This window comes from Devosia rhizoryzae (assembly GCF_016698665.1).
Classification (GTDB): Bacteria; Pseudomonadota; Alphaproteobacteria; order Rhizobiales; family Devosiaceae; genus Devosia; species Devosia rhizoryzae.
On sequence record NZ_CP068046.1, the window covers coordinates 3,143,653 to 3,161,363 of the forward strand.

Sequence of the window (17,711 nt, forward strand, 5' to 3'; positions counted from 1 at the left end):
CGATGTGGCTCCTCCCCCGACTTACGGGGGAGGCTGGGTGGGGTCGCTTCATGGCGTCCAACCCAAGAAATTCTCGATAAGCTTCAACCCCAACGCCTGCGACTTTTCCGGGTGGAACTGCGTGCCAAAAATGTTGTCGCGGCCGACACAGGCAGTGAAGTCGCCGCCATAGTTCGTGGTGGCCACGAGGTCGTCCGGCCTGTCGGTCGCCAGGTGATAGGAGTGGACGAAATAGGCATGAAGCCCGTCCGCACCATCCTGGATGCCGTTCATCAAGGCATGCGGCTTGGTGAAGGTGATGGTGTTCCACCCCATATGCGGGATCTTGAGGCTCGGATCGTTCGGCTTGATCTTTTCCACGGGACCCGGGATCCAGCCAAGGCCTGGCGTTATTGCCTTCTCGCGGCCTTCGCTTGCCAGCAATTGCATGCCGACGCAAACGCCCAGGAACGGAGCGCCGCCGCGGATCACCTTTTCATCCAGCGCCTCGACCATGCCGGGCACCGCATCGAGTCCGGCCTTGCAATCGGCAAAGGCGCCGACGCCGGGCAGCATGACGCGATCGGCCTTGAGCACGCGTTCGGGATCGGCGGTGACCTCGATGACGTGACCTTGGCCCAGATCACTGGCAACGCGCTCGAAAGCCTTGGCAGCCGAGCGCAGATTGCCGGCGCCGTAATCGATGATGGCGACAATGCTCATAACCGTGTCCTAGCAATTCCGGGGTGAGGCAAGAGCTGTCCACACCCTCCATGTCATCCCGGCCTTGAGCCGGGATCCATCTTGAGATCTCAGGATGGGCCCCGGCCTGCGCCGGGGTGACATCCCGTGGTTATGGCTGACTTAGTGCAAAAGCCTTGGCAGCGAAAGCCTAGAGCGTGCCCTTGGTGCTCGGCACGCGGTCGGCGGCGCGCGAGTCTATCTCCACGGCATCGCGGAGGGCGCGGGCCACGGCCTTGAACATCGACTCCGCCAGATGGTGGTTGTTGTCGAAATAGAAGTTTTCGATGTGGAGCGTGATGCCGGCATTGATGGCTAGCGCCTGGAAGAATTCGCGGAAAAGCTCGGTGTCGATCTCGCCGATCTTGCCTTGCGAGAACTCGGCCTTGAAGACGAGAAAGGCGCGGCCCGACACGTCGAGCGCGGCGCGGGTGAGCGTACCATCCATCGGCAGATCGCAGGAGGCGTAGCGGCGGATTCCCTTCTTGTCGCCCAGCGCTTCTTTTATTGCCTGGCCCAAGGCAATGCCGACATCTTCCACCGTGTGGTGGAAGTCGATGTGAAGGTCGCCCTTGCAGCGCACATCCATGTCGATCAGCGAGTGACGCGAGAGCTGATCGAGCATGTGATCGAAAAAGCCAACGCCGGTCTTCATGGAATGCACGCCGGTGCCGTCGAGATCGATCGAGACGGCGATCTCGGTCTCGTTGGTCTTGCGGGCGATGGAAGCGGTGCGCATGGGCGGTCTCCGAAAGGTCGGCGGCTCCCTAGCAGATAGGCATGGACGCGTGAAGATTGGGTTAGGGAAGAACCCCCACCCAACCTCCCCCTGCAGAAGGGGGAGGAACTCCGCTGGTGGGAGTGGCACGATCTCACTCCTCCCCCGGCTTACGGGGGAGGTGGGGAGGGGGTGACTTGCCGCGGTTGCAATCGCTCATACCGCTCCTAAATAGTACTCAACAGTTCGGAGTACCTCCCCCAATGAGTGATAGTTCTTTCCCCGGCTGGCACGGGACGACGATCGTTTCCGTGCGCCGTGACAATAAGGTCGTGGTGGCTGGCGATGGCCAGGTTTCCATGGGCCAGACGGTGATGAAGCATGGCGCCAAAAAGGTGCGCCGGCTCGCCGGTGGCAAGGTGATCGGCGGCTTTGCCGGATCGACCGCCGATGCCTTTACCCTGTTCGAGCGCCTCGAAGGCAAGCTCGAGCAATATCCCGATCAGCTGATGCGCGCCGCCGTCGAGCTCGCCAAGGACTGGCGCACCGATCGCTACCTCCGCAAGCTGGAAGCTATGATGATCGTCGCCGATAGCAAGGACACGCTGGTGCTGACCGGCAATGGCGACGTCCTGACCCCTGACCACGGCGTCATCGCCATCGGCTCGGGTGGCAATTATGCACATTCCGCAGCCCTGGCGCTGCACCAGGCGACCGACCTCGATGCCGAGGACGTGGCCCGCCGCGCCATGAAGATCGCCGAAGAAATCTGCGTCTACACCAATGGCAACGTGACCGTCGAAGCGATCGAGATCTAACACCCTGCCGGCCTTTTTGGCGGCAGCAAGAGGATCGGCTTTCGAGCGATCCGAAAGGCAATGAAAGTGACTGAAACCAATTTTTCGCCGCGCGAGATCGTGTCCGAGCTCGACCGCCATATCGTGGGTCAGGCCGATGCCAAGCGCGCCGTGGCGGTGGCCCTGCGCAATCGCTGGCGCCGTCAGCAGCTTGCCCCCGAGCTGCGGCGCGAAGTTTCGCCTAAGAACATTTTGATGATCGGGCCGACCGGTGTCGGCAAGACCGAGATTTCGCGCCGGCTGGCTCGCCTCGCGCAGGCGCCGTTTGTCAAGGTCGAAGCCACCAAGTTTACCGAGGTCGGCTATGTCGGCCGCGACGTCGAGCAGATCGTGCGCGACCTCGTCGAGGCCGGCATTACCGTCCTGCGCGACAAGCGCCGCCGCGATGTGGAAGCGCAGGCCCATCACAATGCCGAAGAGCGCGTGCTCGATGCGTTGGTCGGCACTTCGGCGACGCCATCGACGCGCGACAGTTTCCGCACCAAGCTGCGCAACAACGAACTTGATGACAAGGAAATCGAGCTCGAGATGACCCCGCCCACGCCGCAGGGCATGGATTTTCCGGGCATGCAGGGCGGCGTCGGGATGATCAATCTCTCCGACATGTTCAAGCAGGCCATGGGCGGGCGCGGGGTCAAGCGCAAGATCAAGGTCAAGGATGCCTATGAGCCGCTGATCGCCGAAGAAGCCGACAAGCTGCTCGACCAGGACCAGCTCAAGGCCGAGGCGATCGAGCTCGTCGAAAACCACGGCATCGTCTTTATCGACGAGATCGACAAGGTCGCGGCCCGCGAGGGTGGCGTCCAGGGCGGTCCGTCGCGCGAGGGCGTGCAGCGCGACCTGCTGCCGCTGATCGAAGGTACTACGGTTTCGACCAAGTATGGACCGGTCAAGACCGACCACGTGCTGTTCATCGCCTCAGGCGCCTTCCATGTCAGCAAGCCTTCGGACCTCCTGCCGGAGCTTCAAGGCCGCTTGCCGATCCGGGTGGAGTTGAAGGCGCTCACGCGCGAAGACTTCATCGCCATCCTCAGCGACACCGAGGCCAGCCTCATCAAGCAGTATGTCGCCTTAATGGGCACGGAAGGCGTGACCCTTTCGGTCAGCGCAGACGCCATCGAGGCGATTGCCGATGCCGCCGTTCTAGTCAATTCCACCGTCGAAAACATCGGCGCCCGTCGATTGCAGACGGTGCTTGAGCGGCTGGTGGAAGACATCAGCTTCGACGCTCCTGACCGCGCCGGTCAGACCGTCAACATCGACGCCGCCTTCGTGCGGGAGAAGGTGGGCGTCTTGGCCAAGGATACGGATCTGAGCAAGTTCGTGCTTTAGCTTTCTTCCCTTCTCCCCTTGCGGGAGAAGGTGCCCAAAGGGCGGATGAGGGGTTCTAAACCAAGCTCGGCACCCCTCATCCGTCTCGCGCTTTGCGCGATCCACCTTCTCCCGCAAGGGGAGAAGGGAAGGGCTCAGCGCTTCCGCCCGCTCCGCTTCACCAGCTCATCGCGCAAAAATCGCAAGTCCTCCGGCTCCAGCCGGTCGATATTGTCTCGCAGCCGATTGGTCAGCTCCGTCGCTTCCGGGGTGAGCCCGCCGGTGTCGATCGTGACTTTCGGGTCGCTCATTTCCGCCAGCCGCTGCAGTTCTTCGGCTTCGTCCCAGATAACGTTGAAAAAGGCGATGATGCGGTGGAGCAAAAAGCCCGTCGGCTTGCCGCGGCGGCCATGTTCCAGCGCGGAAAGATAGGCGCTCGAAACGTTGAGCGCGGCGGCCATTTCCTTGAGGGAGATGCCGCGGGCCTCCCGCAGGGCACGAAGCTTGGCGCCGAGGGGGGTCATTGGCGGCGCAGGCGCACATACCAGGCGCCCTCCCCACCATGGCCGCGCGCCGCAAGGCTCCAGCCCGAAATCATATGGGCAAGACCCGGTTCGGACAGCCAGATCGGCAGCATGGTGCGCAAGATGCCGCGCTCGTTCATGGCGGCGATATAGTCGTTGTCGGTCTTGAGCCCCTTGCCGGTAATCACAAGGATCGTCCGATCGCCGCGCGACGCCCGTGCACCGATATAGCGGCGCAGCGCCTCGCGGGCTTCGGTCTGGGTCATGCCATGAAGGTCGATTGTGCCATCGATCTCGATGCGGCCGCGGCGGACTTTTTTGTGGATGGCCGGGTCGACGGCCTTGCCTGGGACCGACAGCATGGGGCTCGGCGCCTGATAGGGCGGGAGGAAAGGCTTGCCGGCCTTGAGCGGCTTGGGCCCGGGCTTGATGGCTGGCTTTGGTTCGGGCTCCGGCAGGGGCAGGGCGCCCTGGCTGAGCTTCAGCAGACCCTTGCGGCGCAGCGGCTCGACGGTGGAGCTGACGCTGGTCCACAAGTGGAAGTCATGCGGCAGGCGCTTGGTGTCGCGCTTGGACATTAAAAAAGCACCCGCCGCAAAAGATCAGTCGAGCTGGCTGGTGGAGACGACTTTCCAGTTCGGATCGCGCGATTTGGGATTGCGCGCAAAGGTCCATTCGTCGGCGATGGTCTGCACCTGGTCGGCATTGCCTTCCACCAGCGTGCCATCCTTGTCGCGCGTTGCCGATACGACTTCGGCATGGAAGCGCACGGTGACGGAAACGTTCTTGCCTTCGTATTCGGCTTCGGAAATCTCGATCTTGGGCAGGCCGACAAAGGTGAAATCGACCTTCTGGCCAGCCGCTTCGCGGTCGCTGATGGCGCGCGCGAAGCTCTCAAAGATGTCCTTGTCGAGAAGGTTCTTGAGCGTCTGGCGATCGCCTTCGGCATAGGCGGTGACGATCATCTCGTAAGCCTGCTTGGCGCCCTCGAGGAAGGATTTGGGCGTAAAGGTCGCGTCGGCTTCCGCCACAGTCTTGAGGCCGGCCTTGAGCGCTTCGTCGCCGCGCGAATGCTGCTCGATCTCGGCTTCGAGCTTGCGGGCGCGGCGCTCATCGTCGAGCTCCGGCTGGGCGCTGCGGGGGCGCATCGGCACTACGGTGTCGTCTTCGGTGCCGGCTTTCTTTTCCACCGGCGTCGAACGGCTGCGGTCGACTGGCGGGCGTTCGGTCCCGGTCCGCGTTCCCAGCACCGAGCGGAGCCGGAACAGCACGAAGACTGCCACGACAATGGCAATCAGGGTGGGCAGATCGAGAAAATCGTCCATTATCTTGGGCACCTTGCGCGACCGCGCTTAATCCAAAAAAATCCGGGCTGGCGCTCGTTCCGCGCCGGGGCTGGCCTATATATAGGGAAAGCTTTAGCCCAAAACCAGTTCACCCATGGGCGAGTTGCATTATGCCGCGCCGACACCCTTAACAAAGGACCGCCCAGTGATCCGACTCTTGCCCCTTGGCTTCCTCCTCTTGCCGCTGGTGGAAATCGCCGTGTTCATTATCGTCGGCCGGGCAATTGGCCTCTTTCCGACGTTGGCCCTGGTGATCGGCGCAGCGCTCTTGGGTGTCGTGCTGTTGCGCCAGCAGGGTCTTGGCGTCCTTTCGCGCATGCGCAGCAACCTTGGTGCCGGCACGCTGCCGGGGCGCGAAATCTTTGATGCCATGCTGATCGGCCTGGCTGCGCTGTTTCTCGTGCTACCGGGTTTCCTCAGCGACATCGTCGCCCTCCTACTTTTGGTGCCGGGCGTGCGCGGCTGGATTTTCTCCTCGCTGGCCCGCCGCGTCACCGTGGTCGATACCGGCGCCTACCGTCGCTATTCGGCCGAGGATGGCCGGTTGCAGCGGCCGACCACGATCGACCTCGACAATGACGACTGGCGCGATGGCCGCCCGTAAGCGGTCAAGCTTGTCGGAAACCGGCAAAAGTGCTAGCCAGCCGGCCAAGATGCTGCCGATAACCCGTTAAAAAGGACCAAGCATAATGGCCGACGATACCCAGGGCGCGACGACGCCGCAGCCCGCCACCGCCCCCAGCATGAACCTTGTGGGTCAGTATATCCGTGACCTGTCGTTCGAAAATCCGGGTGCGCCGGCAACGCTTCTGTCCGGCGGCGGCAATCCGGCCTTCAACGTCTCGATCTCGGTCGGCGTCAAGAAGCAGAACGATGAGATCTACGCGGTCGAGCTGACACTCAACGCCAAGGCCAACCGCGAAGAAACCGTGCTCTTCAATGTCGAGCTGGTTTATGGCGGCATCTTCCGCCTCAAGAACGTGCCGGAAAACCAGCTTTCGCCGCTCTTGATGATCGAATGCCCGCGCCTGATTTTCCCGTTCGCGCGCCAGGTTCTCGCCAGCGTCACCCAGCAAGGCGGCTTCCCGCCGCTGATGATGGAGCCTGTGGATTTCTCCGCAATCTACCGCCAGAACCTCGCCAAGCTCGCGGCCCAGCAGGGCGGTGCGGGTGCCGCAACTCCAGCCGATGGCGAGACGCTGAACTAAGGTTTTGTGGTTTTGAATTGGAAAGCCCCGGTCTTGTGCCGGGGCTTTTGTTTGGGGAAGTTACCCCCTTCCGAGCGGCGCTAGGCTCGTTCCTCGCCAAGCTCTGCTTTGCCTTCTCCTCAAGGGGGAAGGTGTGGCACCGAGTTCGGATATTCACTGTGTCCACCCTCCCCCTCAGAGGGGGGAGGGGGTGCCTTCCCTTTATTCCGCCGCAGCTTTCTCTTCGTATTGCGCCCAGATGGCGCTCTCGCCCATCTTCGCAATAAACGCTTCATGCGCCTCGGCCTCGTTGCGGCTGATGCGGGCGGGCAGGGGCACGGGTCGGGGGCGCACGGCAATGCGCGATTCAGAGAGGCTGATGGTGGTGACTTCCACCTCGGCCACCAGCGCCAGGCTCACCTGCTTGCCGCCGATCAGCTCGAGATAGACTTCGGCCAGGATCTCGCTGTCGAGCAGAGCGCCATGCAGCGTGCGGCGCCCATTGTCGATGCCGTAATGCTTGCAGAGCGCATCGAGGCTGACGCGGGCGCCGGGGTGCTTTTGACGCGCGACCATCACGGTGTCGATCACCGGATTGGAGAGGGTCTTGAACCCCGTGCCGGTCAGCTCATGGTTCAAAAAGCCCATGTCGAATGGCGCGTTGTGGATCACCAGCGTCGCGTCGCCAATGAATTCGAGAAATTCCTGGGCTACCGCTCGGAACACCGGCTTGTCGGCCAAAAATTCATCGCTCAGCCCGTGCACACGGAACGCTTCTTCCGGCATCGCGCGCAACGGATTGATATAGACGTGGAAGGTCTTGCCGGTGGGAATGTGGTTGATCAGCTCGACACAGCCGATTTCCACCAGCCGGTCGCCGCCCTGGGGCGAAAGGCCGGTGGTTTCGGTATCGAGCACGATTTCCCTGATCATTTGATCTTTTGTCTCGCCCTGATGCCGTCCACAAGCTCGGACACCATATCCTCGATCTCGGCGCGCTTGCGCCCGGTGTCGAAGAGATAGGTGGCCCGTGCCTTCTTTTCCGCCTGCGGCATCTGCCGGGCAAGCAGCGTCTCGAGCTTTTCCACGGTCATGCCCGGACGCGCCATGACCCGTTCGCGCTGAATGGCGTCGTCGACATGCGTTACGGCGATGGCATCAAAACCATAGTCATACCCGCTCTCGAACAAGAGCGGCACTTCCACCGCCGCGGCGACCGCTCCAGCCTTCTCGGCTTCAAGGCAAAATTCGGCAATGCGAGCTCGAACCAGCGGATGAACCACCGCTTCAAGACGCTTAAAGCCTGTGGGATCCGAGGCAAGGCGGCGCGTCAGTTCCTGCCGATCCACGACACCGCCTTTGGAAACTCCAGGAAACAGCGTTTCGACTGGCGCCACAGCATCGCCGGCGTAAAGCTCGGCCACCGCCTGGTCTGCAGAAAACACCGGCACATCAGCCTTCGAAAAGGCCTCAAGAAGCGTCGATTTGCCCGTGCCAATCGAACCGGTAACGCCGATCTTCCACATGGGTCAGTGCACCAAGGTCGCTTCGATTTTCTGGCGCAGGGCTGGGGTGACTTCGGGCGTCACGCCGAACCAGGCTGCAAAGCCTGGCACGGCTTGATGCAGCAGCATGCCCAAGCCATCGACCGTTTTCAAACCGTGCGCCTGAGCTTCTGCGAGGAGCGGCGTTACCAGCGGCGTATAAACGATATCGGTCACTAGCGTTGTCTTGGGCAGCAGCGCCATATCTAGCCAGTCGAAGCGGCTTCCATGCATGCCGATCGAGCTGGTGTTGACGACAAGTCCAATTTGCGGCGCTAGGCGAGCAAAGTCATCAAAGCCATGCGCCTCAAACGGTCCGTCGATATCATCGACCAGCGCCTGGGCATTGGCGAGTGTACGATTGAGCACATGAACCTTGCCGCCATCTCGCCGCCGCAACGCCACCAGAACGGCCCGCGCCGCGCCGCCGGCACCGATGATCATGGCGTCGCGTGGTCCATCCGACCAGCCGGGTGCTTCGGCATCGAGATTGCCCAAAAATCCAAGATAGTCGGTATTAGTGCCCTGCACCTTGCCATCGCGAACGATCAGCGTGTTGACGGCGCCGATGGTGCGCGCCAGGTCGTCGACACTGTCGCAGAGCGCAAATACCGCCTCCTTGTGCGGAATGGTGACATTGCCGCCGGCGAACTCGCCCGATCGCAAGCGATCGAAGAATTCCGGAAGATCGGCAGGCGCCACATCGATCGCCTCATAGGTGCCATCGATCCTGTGTTCGTCGAGCCACGTGCCATGGATCAAGGGCGAGCGCGAATGGGCGATTGGGTGCCCGATAACGAAGGCCTTGGTGGTCACGGCAAGATCCTAGGCAGAAAACAGCTCTGGTGCGATATCGCGCAGCGCTGCCAGCAGCGGCAAGAGCGGCAGGCCCAAAATCGTGAAATAATCGCCGCATACAGCTTCAAACAGCCGGATCGATGGTCCCTCCAGCCGGTAGCTGCCGACGGAATGAAGCACCTCCTCCCCTTCGAGCCGCAACACCTGGTCCCGCTCCTCATCCGAAAAGGTCCGCATGGTGAGCTCGGCTGTCTGCACATCGGACCAAAGCACCTTTCCATCTCGCACCAGGGTTACCGCAGCGTGAAGGCGATGGGTCTTGCCGCGGAGCCGATCGAGCTGCCCTGCGGCGTCTGCCATGGTTTCTGGCTTGTGCAACAAGGTCTCGCCCAGCGCCAGGATCTGGTCGGCGCCGATTGCCAGCGCTCCAGAATGGTTAACCGAGACCGCTCGGGCTTTTGCTTGCGCCAGCAGCTGCGCCACCTCCGCAGCGTCAGCGCCACCGCGCAAAGCCTCTGCCTCGAGCGTACGTTCGTCGACGCTTGCCGCATCCACGCTGAACGGCAGTTTTGCTTGTTGGAGCAAACTCTTACGGGTAGGAGAACGGGAAGCAAGGATCAGCATGGTGCCTCGTTTTTCCACACTGCTATCCCCAGCTCAAGGCCAAGGTGTGATCTCGACTCGTAACTTTCGCCTGTCGCCCGACTTGTTCGACCTAGGTAAGAATTCGTTAACACTTTGGCCACAGCCGGTCCCCGGATCGAGGGAAGGATAGGTCTGTGGGAAAGCAGTTCCGGCGGCCAAAAGTTATGAGTCCAGACTCGCACAGGCTGAATCGAATCGTTGACTCGGGAGTCGCCCGGTTAATCTCTCGTTAACTATTTCGTTTTCGATGACCGCGATCGCTCTCGCAAAATGATTCACACCTCGTTAACCAAAGCCCTGCGCGCTCGTGTCACCACTAGGGCGATTGTGGATCATCATGAATTGGCGCAAGACACCGCTATGAAGATAATAAAGCGAAGCAAGAAAGACTCTTATTGGGTTTTGAAGGGGTCTTTTCGATGAGCACCGCGGTTCACAAACCAATGCTCGCGACCGTGCTCGGTGAGCGCCAGGAACGGCCTCCCGTTTGGATCATGCGCCAGGCTGGGCGCTACCTGCCGGAATATCGTGAGACGCGGAAGCAGGCGAAGAACTTCCTCGAGCTTTGCTATACGCCCGAGCTTGCCGTCGAGGTAACGCTGCAGCCGCTGCGGCGCTTTGATCTTGATGCCTCCATTCTCTTTTCCGACATCCTCGTCGTTCCCGATGCCCTGGGCCAACCTGTGCGCTTTGAAACCGGCGAGGGGCCGATCCTTGATCCGGTGGATGAGACCACGATCCATGGGCTTGAGAAGGGAAGGGCTCTCGATCATCTTGCGCCGGTCCTGGAAACGGTGCGGCGGCTACGAGCTGCCATCAAGCCTGAACAGACGCTGATTGGCTTCTGTGGCGCTCCCTGGACCGTGGCGACCTATATGCTGGGCGGCCGCGGCTCGCCGGATCAGTGGGTGGCGCGCAAATTCGCTCTCCAGCATCCGCAAGCCTTCGCCAAGCTCATGGATATCCTGGTCGAGACGAGCGTCGATTACCTCACCGCCCAGTTCGAAGCCGGCGCCGACGTGGTGCAGCTTTTTGAAAGCTGGGCGCTCAACCTCGATGACGCCGCCTTTGCGCTTCAGGTCATGGAGCCGAACCGCCGTATCGTCCAAGGCCTGCGTGCGCGTATCCCCAATGCGCCGGTTATCGGCTTTCCGCGCGGTGCGGCCGGCAACCTGTCGCGCTATGCGGCCTATACCGGCGTAAACGTTCTGGGCATCGACTACGCCACGCCGCTCGATTTCGTCCGCTCGGCTCTGCCGAACACGCTGCCTGTGCAGGGCAATCTCGATCCGCTGCGGCTGGTGGTGGGCGGCAAGGCCATGACCAGCCAGGTCGACAGGATTTTGACCGCTTTTGCCGATCGCCCGCATATCTTCAACCTGGGCCACGGCATCGTGCCGGAAACGCCGATCGCCCATGTCGAGCAGCTGATCGCTCGCGTCAAAGGCCGCTAACGCTCAAGGAGAATCCGGATGGAATGGGTCAAGGCAGGCCATGTGATCGCGGTGATCGCCTGGATGGCGGGCATGCTCTATCTGCCGCGCCTTTTCGTTTATCATTCGGTGGCCGAGATCGGCTCGGACAAGGCCGAAACCTTCAAGATCATGGAGCGGCGCCTTTTGCGCGGCATCATGACCCCGGCGATGATCGCCACCTATGTCTTCGGGCTCTGGATGATCTTTGGCGGCTGGGTGGACTTCGCCACCGCCTATTGGCTTCACGCCAAGCTCTTCTTCGTGCTGCTGCTCACCGCCTGCCATGGCATCCTGGCCAAGCACACACGGCTCTTTGCCCAAGACAAAAACACCAAGCCGCAGCAATTCTTCCGCATCATCAACGAAGTCCCGACCGTGTTGATGATCCTGATCGTCATTCTGGTCGTCGTGAAGCCGTTTTAAGCGACGACCTTCTGCGAAGTTTCACGAGCATCCGGTGCTATCTTGAATATTGGCCCGGATCAGGCTACATGAGCCTCAGGCACCCACCAAAACGCGCGATCGCCCGATTGCAGCTGCGGTGCCTCGAACTCCCCCACTTCATAAGTTCTACGATCTCCCTCAAGGGTCCGTCGCTTCCATGCAGAATATCAAGCTCAGCGAGCTCAAGGCCAAGTCTCCTGGCGAACTTCTGGCCTTTGCCGAGGAACTCGAGGTCGAAAACGCGTCGACCATGCGCAAGCAGGAGTTGATGTTCGCGATCCTCAAGGAACTCGCTGCGCAAGACATCAACATCGTGGGCGAAGGCGTGGTCGAGGTTCTGCCCGACGGCTTTGGCTTCCTGCGCTCACCCGATGCGAACTACTTGCCGGGTCCCGATGACATCTATGTCAGCCCCAGCCAGATCCGCCGCTTTGGCCTGCGCACCGGCGACACCGTGGAAGGCGAAATCCGCTCTCCCAAGGAAGGCGAACGCTATTTCGCTCTTCTCAAAGTAAGCACCATTAACTTTGAAGATCCCGAGGCCGTTCGCCACAAGGTCAACTTCGACAACCTGACGCCGCTCTATCCCGAAGAGCGGTTGCGCATGGAGCTACCGGATCCAACCCTCAAGGACCGTTCGGCCCGTCTACTTGATCTTGTTGCCCCGCTTGGCAAAGGACAGCGCGCACTGATCGTTGCGCCGCCGCGCACTGGTAAGACCGTATTGTTGCAAAATATTGCACAGTCGATCGCGACCAATCATCCAGAATGCTATCTCATCGTCCTATTGATCGACGAGCGTCCGGAAGAAGTGACGGACATGCAGCGCTCCGTGCGCGGCGAAGTTATTTCCTCGACCTTCGATGAACCCGCTTCGCGCCACGTTCAGGTCGCCGAAATGGTCATTGAAAAGGCCAAGCGCCTCGTCGAGCACAAGCGCGATGTGGTCATCCTTCTCGATTCCATCACCCGTCTCGGCCGTGCCTACAACACCGTTGTCCCAAGCTCCGGCAAGGTTCTCACCGGTGGTGTCGACGCTAATGCGCTGCAACGCCCGAAGCGCTTCTTCGGTGCTGCCCGAAATATCGAGGATGGCGGTTCGCTGACCATCATCTCGACGGCGCTTATCGATACCGGCTCGCGCATGGACGAAGTGATCTTCGAAGAATTCAAGGGCACCGGTAACTCCGAAATCATTCTCGACCGCAAGGTCGCCGACAAGCGCATCTTCCCGGCGCTGGACATCACCAAGTCCGGTACCCGCAAGGAAGAGCTCCTGGTCGAAAATGACACGCTCAAGAAGATGTATGTCCTCCGCCGCATACTCAATCCGATGGGGACGATCGACGCGATGGACTTCCTGATGGACAAGGTTCGCCAGACCAAGACCAATTCGGACTTCTTCGACTCGATGAACACGTAAGCCTGCGGAGCGCAATTCATGCAAGCGGGAGACACCATTATGGCGCTCTCCTCTGGAGCGCTTCCGAGTGGCGTAGCCGTGGTTCGGCTTTCCGGACCGCAGGTATGTTCCGCGTTGGACTTCATAGCAGGTGGCGTCCCGCAGCCCAGGAAAATGGCGCTGCGACATATCGGGTCTTCGCAACGGCTTGATCAGGGCCTTGTCGCCTACTTCCCGGCGCCACACAGCTTTACCGGTGAGGACTGCGCCGAACTTCATATGCATGGCTCCTCCGCCACGGTCAAAGCAGTGCTTTCCGAACTCCGCAGCTTCGGCCTGCGCTTGGCTGAGCCTGGCGAGTTCACACGCCGCGCATTTGAAAATGGCAAGCTCGACCTCCTCGAGGTCGAGGGTCTGGGCGACCTCATCAATGCCGATACGGAGAATCAACGTCGACAGGCTTTGGCTCGCTACGATGGCCGCCTTACGGAGGAGGTCGATCGCTGGCGAACCATAATCCTCGATCTTCGCGCGGAGATCGAGGCGCGCCTCGACTTTTCGGATGAGGGCGATGTCACCGAAGATCTGCCGATCCGCTGGCATGAGCAACTAGCAGACCTCGAAGTCGCCATAGCTGGTGCCTTGGCGTCATTGAATAGTGGACGGATCGTCCGGGAAGGTGTGCGCGTAGCCTTAGCCGGGGCACCCAATGCTGGGAAGTCCAGCCTCATCAACGCACTGGCGAAGTCCGATATCGCGATCGTTTCCGATGAGGCAGGAACGACTCGTGACGTTCGTGAAGTTCCTCTCGATATCGGCGGTCAGCTCTTCATCCTCCTGGATCTGGCAGGCCTACGAGAAACGGAGAGCCGCGCGGAAGCCGAAGGCATCCGCCGGGCCGAACAGGCGATTGCCTCTGCCGACATTGTCCTCTGGCTTGTTGCCCCTGACGCTGAAGACGCCACACGCCCCATGACTAGTGGCCGTCTTCTTGAAATTTCAACCAAGGCTGACCTCCGAAATGATGCAAGTTCCGACCTGTCCGTATCCGTAGCAACCGGCAAGGGCCTACTAGAACTCATCGAGCGGCTCAAGGCTCTGGGCGAGCAGATGATCGGAGCCGAACCTTCTCTGGTTAGCCATGAACGAGATCAGGAGAGCCTATCGGCAGCTCTCAAGTTTCTTGCTGAAGTGCATTCGGCACTCCATGATTGGGAACTTGCAGCAGAAAGCTTGCGCGCCGCCTCGACAGTCTTGGAGCGGCTCATCGGACGTGTCGACTCTGAACTTGTGCTAGACCGCTTGTTTGCCAGCTTCTGCATCGGAAAGTGATTCACGTGAAGCACAGCTGTACCGCAGCTGGAATTGATTCACGTGAAACATTGGCCTATGTCAGCCGACTTGGAGAACTGTCATGTCTGACTATGCCGTAATTGTTGTCGGTGGGGGCCATGCTGGCACAGAAGCTGCCGTAGCCTCGGCACGCCTTGGCATTCCAACGGCGCTGATAACGCATCGCTTTGCCACAATTGGCGAAATGAGCTGCAATCCGGCTATTGGCGGCTTGGGCAAAGGGCACCTCGTGCGAGAGATCGATGCACTGGATGGCCTTATGGGTCGCGTCGCGGACGCAGCAGGCATTCAGTTCCGAGTCCTTAACCGCCGCAAAGGACCTGCCGTTCGTGGCCCTCGCGCCCAAGCCGATCGCAGGATTTATCGCGAAGCAATGCAAGCCGCGATCGTGGCCCAGCCAAACCTCGACGTCATCGAAGGCGAAGTCGATGACATCACCGTAGCCGATGGACATGTCAGCGGTGTCGTGCTGCTCGGCGGGCGAAGCATTACCGCTAAGTCTGTTGTGCTAACCACCGGTACTTTCCTGCGAGGTTTGATCCACCGCGGCGACGAAACAGTTCCAGCGGGCCGGTTGGGGGAGAAGCCGGTTCTTGGTCTCTCTACGCGCCTCGAGACCTTAGGTCTTCAGCTTGGTCGTTTGAAGACCGGCACCCCTGCGCGGCTGGACGGCTCAACCATAGACTACGGCGTTCTCGAAGAGCAGCCTGGCGACACGCCTCCTGAGGCGTTTTCGGCGCTGACTACTGCAATCACCAATCCTCAGGTGTCCTGCCACATTACCCGGACCACGGCCGAAACCCACAAAATTATCTCGGATAATCTCCATCGCTCCGCGATGTATTCAGGAAAAATCCAGTCTCGTGGTCCCCGTTACTGCCCTTCGATAGAAGATAAGATCGTCCGTTTCGCGGATCGGGACAGTCATCAGATATTTCTGGAGCCCGAAGGGCTGGATGACACAACCGTCTACCCTAACGGCCTTTCCACATCTCTGCCGGCCGAAGTACAGGAAGCGTTCCTCCGGTCCATGCCTGGACTCGAGAACGTCGCTATTGTCCGTCCGGGCTATGCCATCGAATACGACTACGTAGATCCTCGCGAACTCCGCGCGACGCTTGAAGTAAAGCGCCAGCCCGGCCTTTATCTCGCCGGCCAGATCAACGGTACGACTGGCTATGAAGAAGCTGGAGCACAAGGACTGCTTGCCGGCGCCAATGCTGCTCTAGCGTCGAAGGGTGACGAGCCATTCGTCTTGTCACGCACCGAAAGTTACCTTGGCGTCATGGTAGACGACCTGATCACCAGAGGTGTGAGCGAACCATATCGTATGTTCACCTCGCGCGCTGAATTTCGCCTGCACCTGCGCGCCGACAACGCCGATCAGCGATTGACCCCTATGGCACTGGACCGCGGCCTTGCATCAGAGGCGCGCAGAGAAGTCTTCCACAACAAGACGAGCGCAATCGTCAGTGGACGAAAGATGTTGCAGGAGCTTAGCGCCACGCCGAATGAAGCTCGGAAGGCCGGTCTTGCGGTTAACGAAGACGGCAAGCGACGCTCTGCGTTTGATCTGCTCTCCTATCCAGACATGAGCGTCGACGACCTTGGAAAACTATGGCCCGAAATCCTCGGCCTCTCTCCTGAGGTGCTCGAACAGATTAGTGTCGATGCGCAATACGCTGTCTACCTGGATCGTCAGCGAGCAGACATCGAAAGTGTTCGACGCGACGAGAAGCGCTCCATCCCTGAAGGCCTCGACTACTCGGCTATTCCCGGCCTCTCCATGGAACTCCGGCAAAAGCTGCAGCAGCATCGACCACAAACAATCGCGCAAGCCCAAGGCATTGATAGCATGACGCCTGCTGCCATCACGCTGCTTATGGCGGTCATCCGCCGGGGTAAACTGCGCAAGGCAAGCTGATGGCTTCGGCAATTGCCTCCTACGCACCTTGTCTGTCCAGATCGATCGATGAGGTGGAGCATGATCTGGAATCCTATGCTCAACTGCTTCGCAAATGGCAGCAGGTGCAGAATCTTGTTTCACGTGAAACATTGAGCGATGTCTGGACCAGGCACTTCGGGGACAGCCTTCAAGTCTTGCGACATCTTCTGCCAGACGACGTGAACTTCATGGACTTGGGCAGTGGCGGCGGCTTGCCCGCAATTCCCATGGCTGTTGCGAGCAAGGGAACGAACCGGCGGTTTGTTCTCGTTGAACCGACCGCACGCAAGGTTAGCTTCTTGCGCACGGTGTCGCGTGAGCTTGCTCTCACAACCACGGTTATCGGTTCACGCAGTGACGACATTGATTCACGTGAAACACCTGTTCCAGATGTCATCACTTCCCGTGCACTGGCTGCCTTGCCGCAGTTGGCAGCATGGATGAAGCCCTTTTTTGGTCCGCAAACCCGAGCTTTGCTGCATAAAGGCCGGGAACATGTTGAAGAGCTCAAGGAAACACGTGCGTCCTGGGAATTTGACGTGTTAATACATCCCAGTGATACCGATCCGAGTGGTGTCATTCTCGAGATTTCGAATCTCCGTTCGAAATCAGCGCGTTAGCGGCAACGCGGAGGCTTTTTTGGCACCCCGAATCCTTACTCTGGCCAATCAAAAAGGTGGCGTCGGTAAAACCACGACCGCCATCAACCTCGCAACCGCCTTGGCTGCGATCGGCGAACGGGTACTCATTGTCGACCTCGACCCGCAGGGCAATGCCTCCACCGGTCTCGGCATTTCCCGCACCGACCGCGATGTTTCCGCCTATGACGTTCTCGTAGGCGAAGCGACTGTCGTTGAAGCGGCAATAATGACCAGTGTGCCCAACGTGGCGATCGTTCCTTCGACCATGGACCTTTTGGGTGTGGAGCTGACCATTGCCGGGCAGGCCGATCGAGCTTTCAAGTTGCGCAATGCCTTTAAGCAGATCGATGAACTGCTGATCAACGAACGGCCGATCAGCTACATCCTGATCGATTGCCCGCCATCCTTGAACCTTCTCACCATTAATTCGCTTGTTGCTGCGGACGCCGTCCTGGTGCCGCTCCAATGCGAGTTCTTTGCGCTTGAGGGGCTGAGCCAGCTGCTGCAAACCATTGAGCAGATCCGCTCGACGCTTAACCCGCGCCTTTCTATTCAGGGCGTAGTGATGACTATGTTCGACAAGCGCAACAACCTCTCCGAGCAGGTGCTGGCTGACGTGCGCAGCGAAATGGGCGACCTCGTCTATGACACGGTCATCCCGCGAAATGTGCGCTTGAGCGAGGCGCCATCCTACGGCAAGCCCGCGCTTCTCTATGATCTCAAATGTGCCGGCAGCCAGGCCTATTTGCGCCTGGCGACCGAAGTTATCCGCCGCGAACGGCGGCTCAATGCAGCCTAGGA

General features: G+C 60.1%; 20 protein-coding genes. 11 read left to right on the forward strand and 9 right to left on the reverse strand.

Annotation, left to right across the window (positions count from 1 at the left end):
- Positions 1-48 precede the first annotated feature (48 nt).
- Both hisH and hisB read right to left on the reverse strand, forming a co-directional pair.
- The gene (hisH, locus tag JI748_RS15390) at positions 49-702 is read right to left on the reverse strand and encodes an imidazole glycerol phosphate synthase subunit HisH (protein ID WP_201632645.1); all 654 of its coding nucleotides are present in this window, start codon (positions 700-702) and stop codon (positions 49-51) included.
- 169 nt (positions 703-871) lie between these two features.
- Complete coding sequence (gene hisB, locus JI748_RS15395; RefSeq protein WP_201632648.1) at positions 872-1,459, reverse strand: imidazoleglycerol-phosphate dehydratase HisB; 588 nt, start codon at positions 1,457-1,459, stop codon at positions 872-874.
- 242 nt (positions 1,460-1,701) lie between these two features.
- Between hisB and hslV the strand changes: the two genes are divergently transcribed.
- Positions 1,702-2,256, forward strand: coding sequence for an ATP-dependent protease subunit HslV (gene hslV / locus JI748_RS15400; protein ID WP_201632651.1), 555 nt, complete (start codon positions 1,702-1,704; stop codon positions 2,254-2,256).
- 60 nt (positions 2,257-2,316) lie between these two features.
- Positions 2,317-3,627, forward strand: a complete 1,311-nt coding sequence (gene hslU / locus JI748_RS15405; protein WP_201632654.1) for an ATP-dependent protease ATPase subunit HslU — start codon at positions 2,317-2,319, stop codon at positions 3,625-3,627.
- Between the two features lie 134 nt (positions 3,628-3,761).
- Here the strand turns inward: hslU and JI748_RS15410 are convergent, their stop codons facing one another.
- The 3 genes from JI748_RS15410 to JI748_RS15420 are packed head-to-tail and all read right to left on the reverse strand — an operon-like array spanning position 3,762 to position 5,455.
- Positions 3,762-4,130, reverse strand: coding sequence for a helix-turn-helix domain-containing protein (locus JI748_RS15410; RefSeq protein ID WP_201632656.1), 369 nt, complete (start codon positions 4,128-4,130; stop codon positions 3,762-3,764).
- On the reverse strand, positions 4,127-4,708 hold the full coding sequence (locus tag JI748_RS15415) for a Smr/MutS family protein (protein WP_201632659.1): 582 nt from the start codon (positions 4,706-4,708) through the stop codon (positions 4,127-4,129). The genes JI748_RS15410 and JI748_RS15415 overlap by 4 nt, the downstream gene beginning before the upstream one ends.
- Positions 4,709-4,732: 24 nt before the next feature.
- Positions 4,733-5,455, reverse strand: coding sequence for a Tim44/TimA family putative adaptor protein (locus JI748_RS15420; protein ID WP_201632662.1), 723 nt, complete (start codon positions 5,453-5,455; stop codon positions 4,733-4,735).
- Between the two features lie 166 nt (positions 5,456-5,621).
- Between JI748_RS15420 and JI748_RS15425 the strand changes: the two genes are divergently transcribed.
- Both JI748_RS15425 and secB read left to right on the forward strand, forming a co-directional pair.
- Positions 5,622-6,080, forward strand: a complete 459-nt coding sequence (locus JI748_RS15425) for an FxsA family protein (protein ID WP_233280552.1) — start codon at positions 5,622-5,624, stop codon at positions 6,078-6,080.
- 85 nt (positions 6,081-6,165) lie between these two features.
- Positions 6,166-6,684 (forward strand): protein-export chaperone SecB, encoded by a 519-nt coding sequence (gene secB / locus JI748_RS15430; protein WP_201632665.1) that lies wholly within the window; start codon positions 6,166-6,168, stop codon positions 6,682-6,684.
- Positions 6,685-6,885: 201 nt separating this feature from the next.
- Here secB and dnaQ read toward each other — a convergent pair whose 3' ends face one another.
- Genes dnaQ through JI748_RS15450 form a run of 4 tightly spaced genes read right to left on the reverse strand, consistent with a single transcriptional unit; the run spans position 6,886 to position 9,629 of the window.
- Positions 6,886-7,593, reverse strand: a complete 708-nt coding sequence (gene dnaQ, locus JI748_RS15435) for a DNA polymerase III subunit epsilon (RefSeq protein ID WP_201637419.1) — start codon at positions 7,591-7,593, stop codon at positions 6,886-6,888.
- Entirely contained in the window at positions 7,593-8,189 is a 597-nt protein-coding gene (gene coaE, locus JI748_RS15440; RefSeq protein WP_201632667.1) for a dephospho-CoA kinase, read from the reverse strand. The genes dnaQ and coaE overlap by 1 nt, the downstream gene beginning before the upstream one ends.
- A gap of 3 nt (positions 8,190-8,192) precedes the next feature.
- Positions 8,193-9,023, reverse strand: a complete 831-nt coding sequence (locus JI748_RS15445) for a shikimate dehydrogenase (protein ID WP_201632670.1) — start codon at positions 9,021-9,023, stop codon at positions 8,193-8,195.
- Positions 9,024-9,032: 9 nt separating this feature from the next.
- Positions 9,033-9,629 carry a Maf family protein gene (locus JI748_RS15450; protein ID WP_201637421.1) on the reverse strand — a complete coding sequence of 199 codons (597 nt, stop codon included), beginning with the start codon at positions 9,627-9,629 and terminating at the stop codon, positions 9,033-9,035.
- 440 nt (positions 9,630-10,069) lie between these two features.
- Here JI748_RS15450 and hemE point away from each other — a divergent pair, with 440 nt between their 5' ends.
- The 7 genes from hemE (at position 10,070) to JI748_RS15485 (ending at position 17,709) form a co-directional block, all read left to right on the forward strand.
- Positions 10,070-11,104: a uroporphyrinogen decarboxylase gene (hemE, locus tag JI748_RS15455; RefSeq protein ID WP_201632673.1), complete on the forward strand. Its 1,035-nt coding sequence runs from the start codon at positions 10,070-10,072 to the stop codon at positions 11,102-11,104.
- Positions 11,105-11,122: 18 nt separating this feature from the next.
- Positions 11,123-11,548, forward strand: coding sequence for a protoporphyrinogen oxidase HemJ (gene hemJ / locus JI748_RS15460; RefSeq protein ID WP_201632675.1), 426 nt, complete (start codon positions 11,123-11,125; stop codon positions 11,546-11,548).
- 178 nt (positions 11,549-11,726) lie between these two features.
- Positions 11,727-12,992 carry a transcription termination factor Rho gene (gene rho, locus JI748_RS15465; protein ID WP_164532960.1) on the forward strand — a complete coding sequence of 422 codons (1,266 nt, stop codon included), beginning with the start codon at positions 11,727-11,729 and terminating at the stop codon, positions 12,990-12,992.
- Positions 12,993-13,031: 39 nt separating this feature from the next.
- Entirely contained in the window at positions 13,032-14,303 is a 1,272-nt protein-coding gene (gene mnmE, locus JI748_RS15470; RefSeq protein ID WP_233280696.1) for a tRNA uridine-5-carboxymethylaminomethyl(34) synthesis GTPase MnmE, read from the forward strand.
- An 82-nt stretch (positions 14,304-14,385) separates the two neighbouring features.
- Positions 14,386-16,248 carry a tRNA uridine-5-carboxymethylaminomethyl(34) synthesis enzyme MnmG gene (gene mnmG / locus JI748_RS15475; protein ID WP_201632681.1) on the forward strand — a complete coding sequence of 621 codons (1,863 nt, stop codon included), beginning with the start codon at positions 14,386-14,388 and terminating at the stop codon, positions 16,246-16,248.
- Positions 16,248-16,889 (forward strand): 16S rRNA (guanine(527)-N(7))-methyltransferase RsmG, encoded by a 642-nt coding sequence (rsmG, locus tag JI748_RS15480; protein ID WP_201632684.1) that lies wholly within the window; start codon positions 16,248-16,250, stop codon positions 16,887-16,889. The genes mnmG and rsmG overlap by 1 nt, the downstream gene beginning before the upstream one ends.
- A gap of 19 nt (positions 16,890-16,908) precedes the next feature.
- Positions 16,909-17,709 (forward strand): ParA family protein, encoded by an 801-nt coding sequence (locus JI748_RS15485; protein WP_201632687.1) that lies wholly within the window; start codon positions 16,909-16,911, stop codon positions 17,707-17,709.
- Positions 17,710-17,711: the final 2 nt, after the last annotated feature.

Coding starts and splice junctions, on each gene's coding strand:
- hisH (WP_201632645.1), bottom strand. CDS start 702: ATGAGCATTGTCGCCATCATCGATTACGGCGCCGGCAATCTGCGCTCG.
- hisB (WP_201632648.1), bottom strand. CDS start 1,459: ATGCGCACCGCTTCCATCGCCCGCAAGACCAACGAGACCGAGATCGCC.
- hslV (WP_201632651.1), top strand. CDS start 1,702: ATGAGTGATAGTTCTTTCCCCGGCTGGCACGGGACGACGATCGTTTCC.
- hslU (WP_201632654.1), top strand. CDS start 2,317: ATGAAAGTGACTGAAACCAATTTTTCGCCGCGCGAGATCGTGTCCGAG.
- JI748_RS15410 (WP_201632656.1), bottom strand. CDS start 4,130: ATGACCCCCCTCGGCGCCAAGCTTCGTGCCCTGCGGGAGGCCCGCGGC.
- JI748_RS15415 (WP_201632659.1), bottom strand. CDS start 4,708: ATGTCCAAGCGCGACACCAAGCGCCTGCCGCATGACTTCCACTTGTGG.
- JI748_RS15420 (WP_201632662.1), bottom strand. CDS start 5,455: ATGGACGATTTTCTCGATCTGCCCACCCTGATTGCCATTGTCGTGGCA.
- secB (WP_201632665.1), top strand. CDS start 6,166: ATGGCCGACGATACCCAGGGCGCGACGACGCCGCAGCCCGCCACCGCC.
- coaE (WP_201632667.1), bottom strand. CDS start 8,189: ATGTGGAAGATCGGCGTTACCGGTTCGATTGGCACGGGCAAATCGACG.
- JI748_RS15450 (WP_201637421.1), bottom strand. CDS start 9,629: ATGCTGATCCTTGCTTCCCGTTCTCCTACCCGTAAGAGTTTGCTCCAA.
- hemE (WP_201632673.1), top strand. CDS start 10,070: ATGAGCACCGCGGTTCACAAACCAATGCTCGCGACCGTGCTCGGTGAG.
- hemJ (WP_201632675.1), top strand. CDS start 11,123: ATGGAATGGGTCAAGGCAGGCCATGTGATCGCGGTGATCGCCTGGATG.
- rho (WP_164532960.1), top strand. CDS start 11,727: ATGCAGAATATCAAGCTCAGCGAGCTCAAGGCCAAGTCTCCTGGCGAA.
- mnmE (WP_233280696.1), top strand. CDS start 13,032: ATGGCGCTCTCCTCTGGAGCGCTTCCGAGTGGCGTAGCCGTGGTTCGG.
- mnmG (WP_201632681.1), top strand. CDS start 14,386: ATGTCTGACTATGCCGTAATTGTTGTCGGTGGGGGCCATGCTGGCACA.
- rsmG (WP_201632684.1), top strand. CDS start 16,248: ATGGCTTCGGCAATTGCCTCCTACGCACCTTGTCTGTCCAGATCGATC.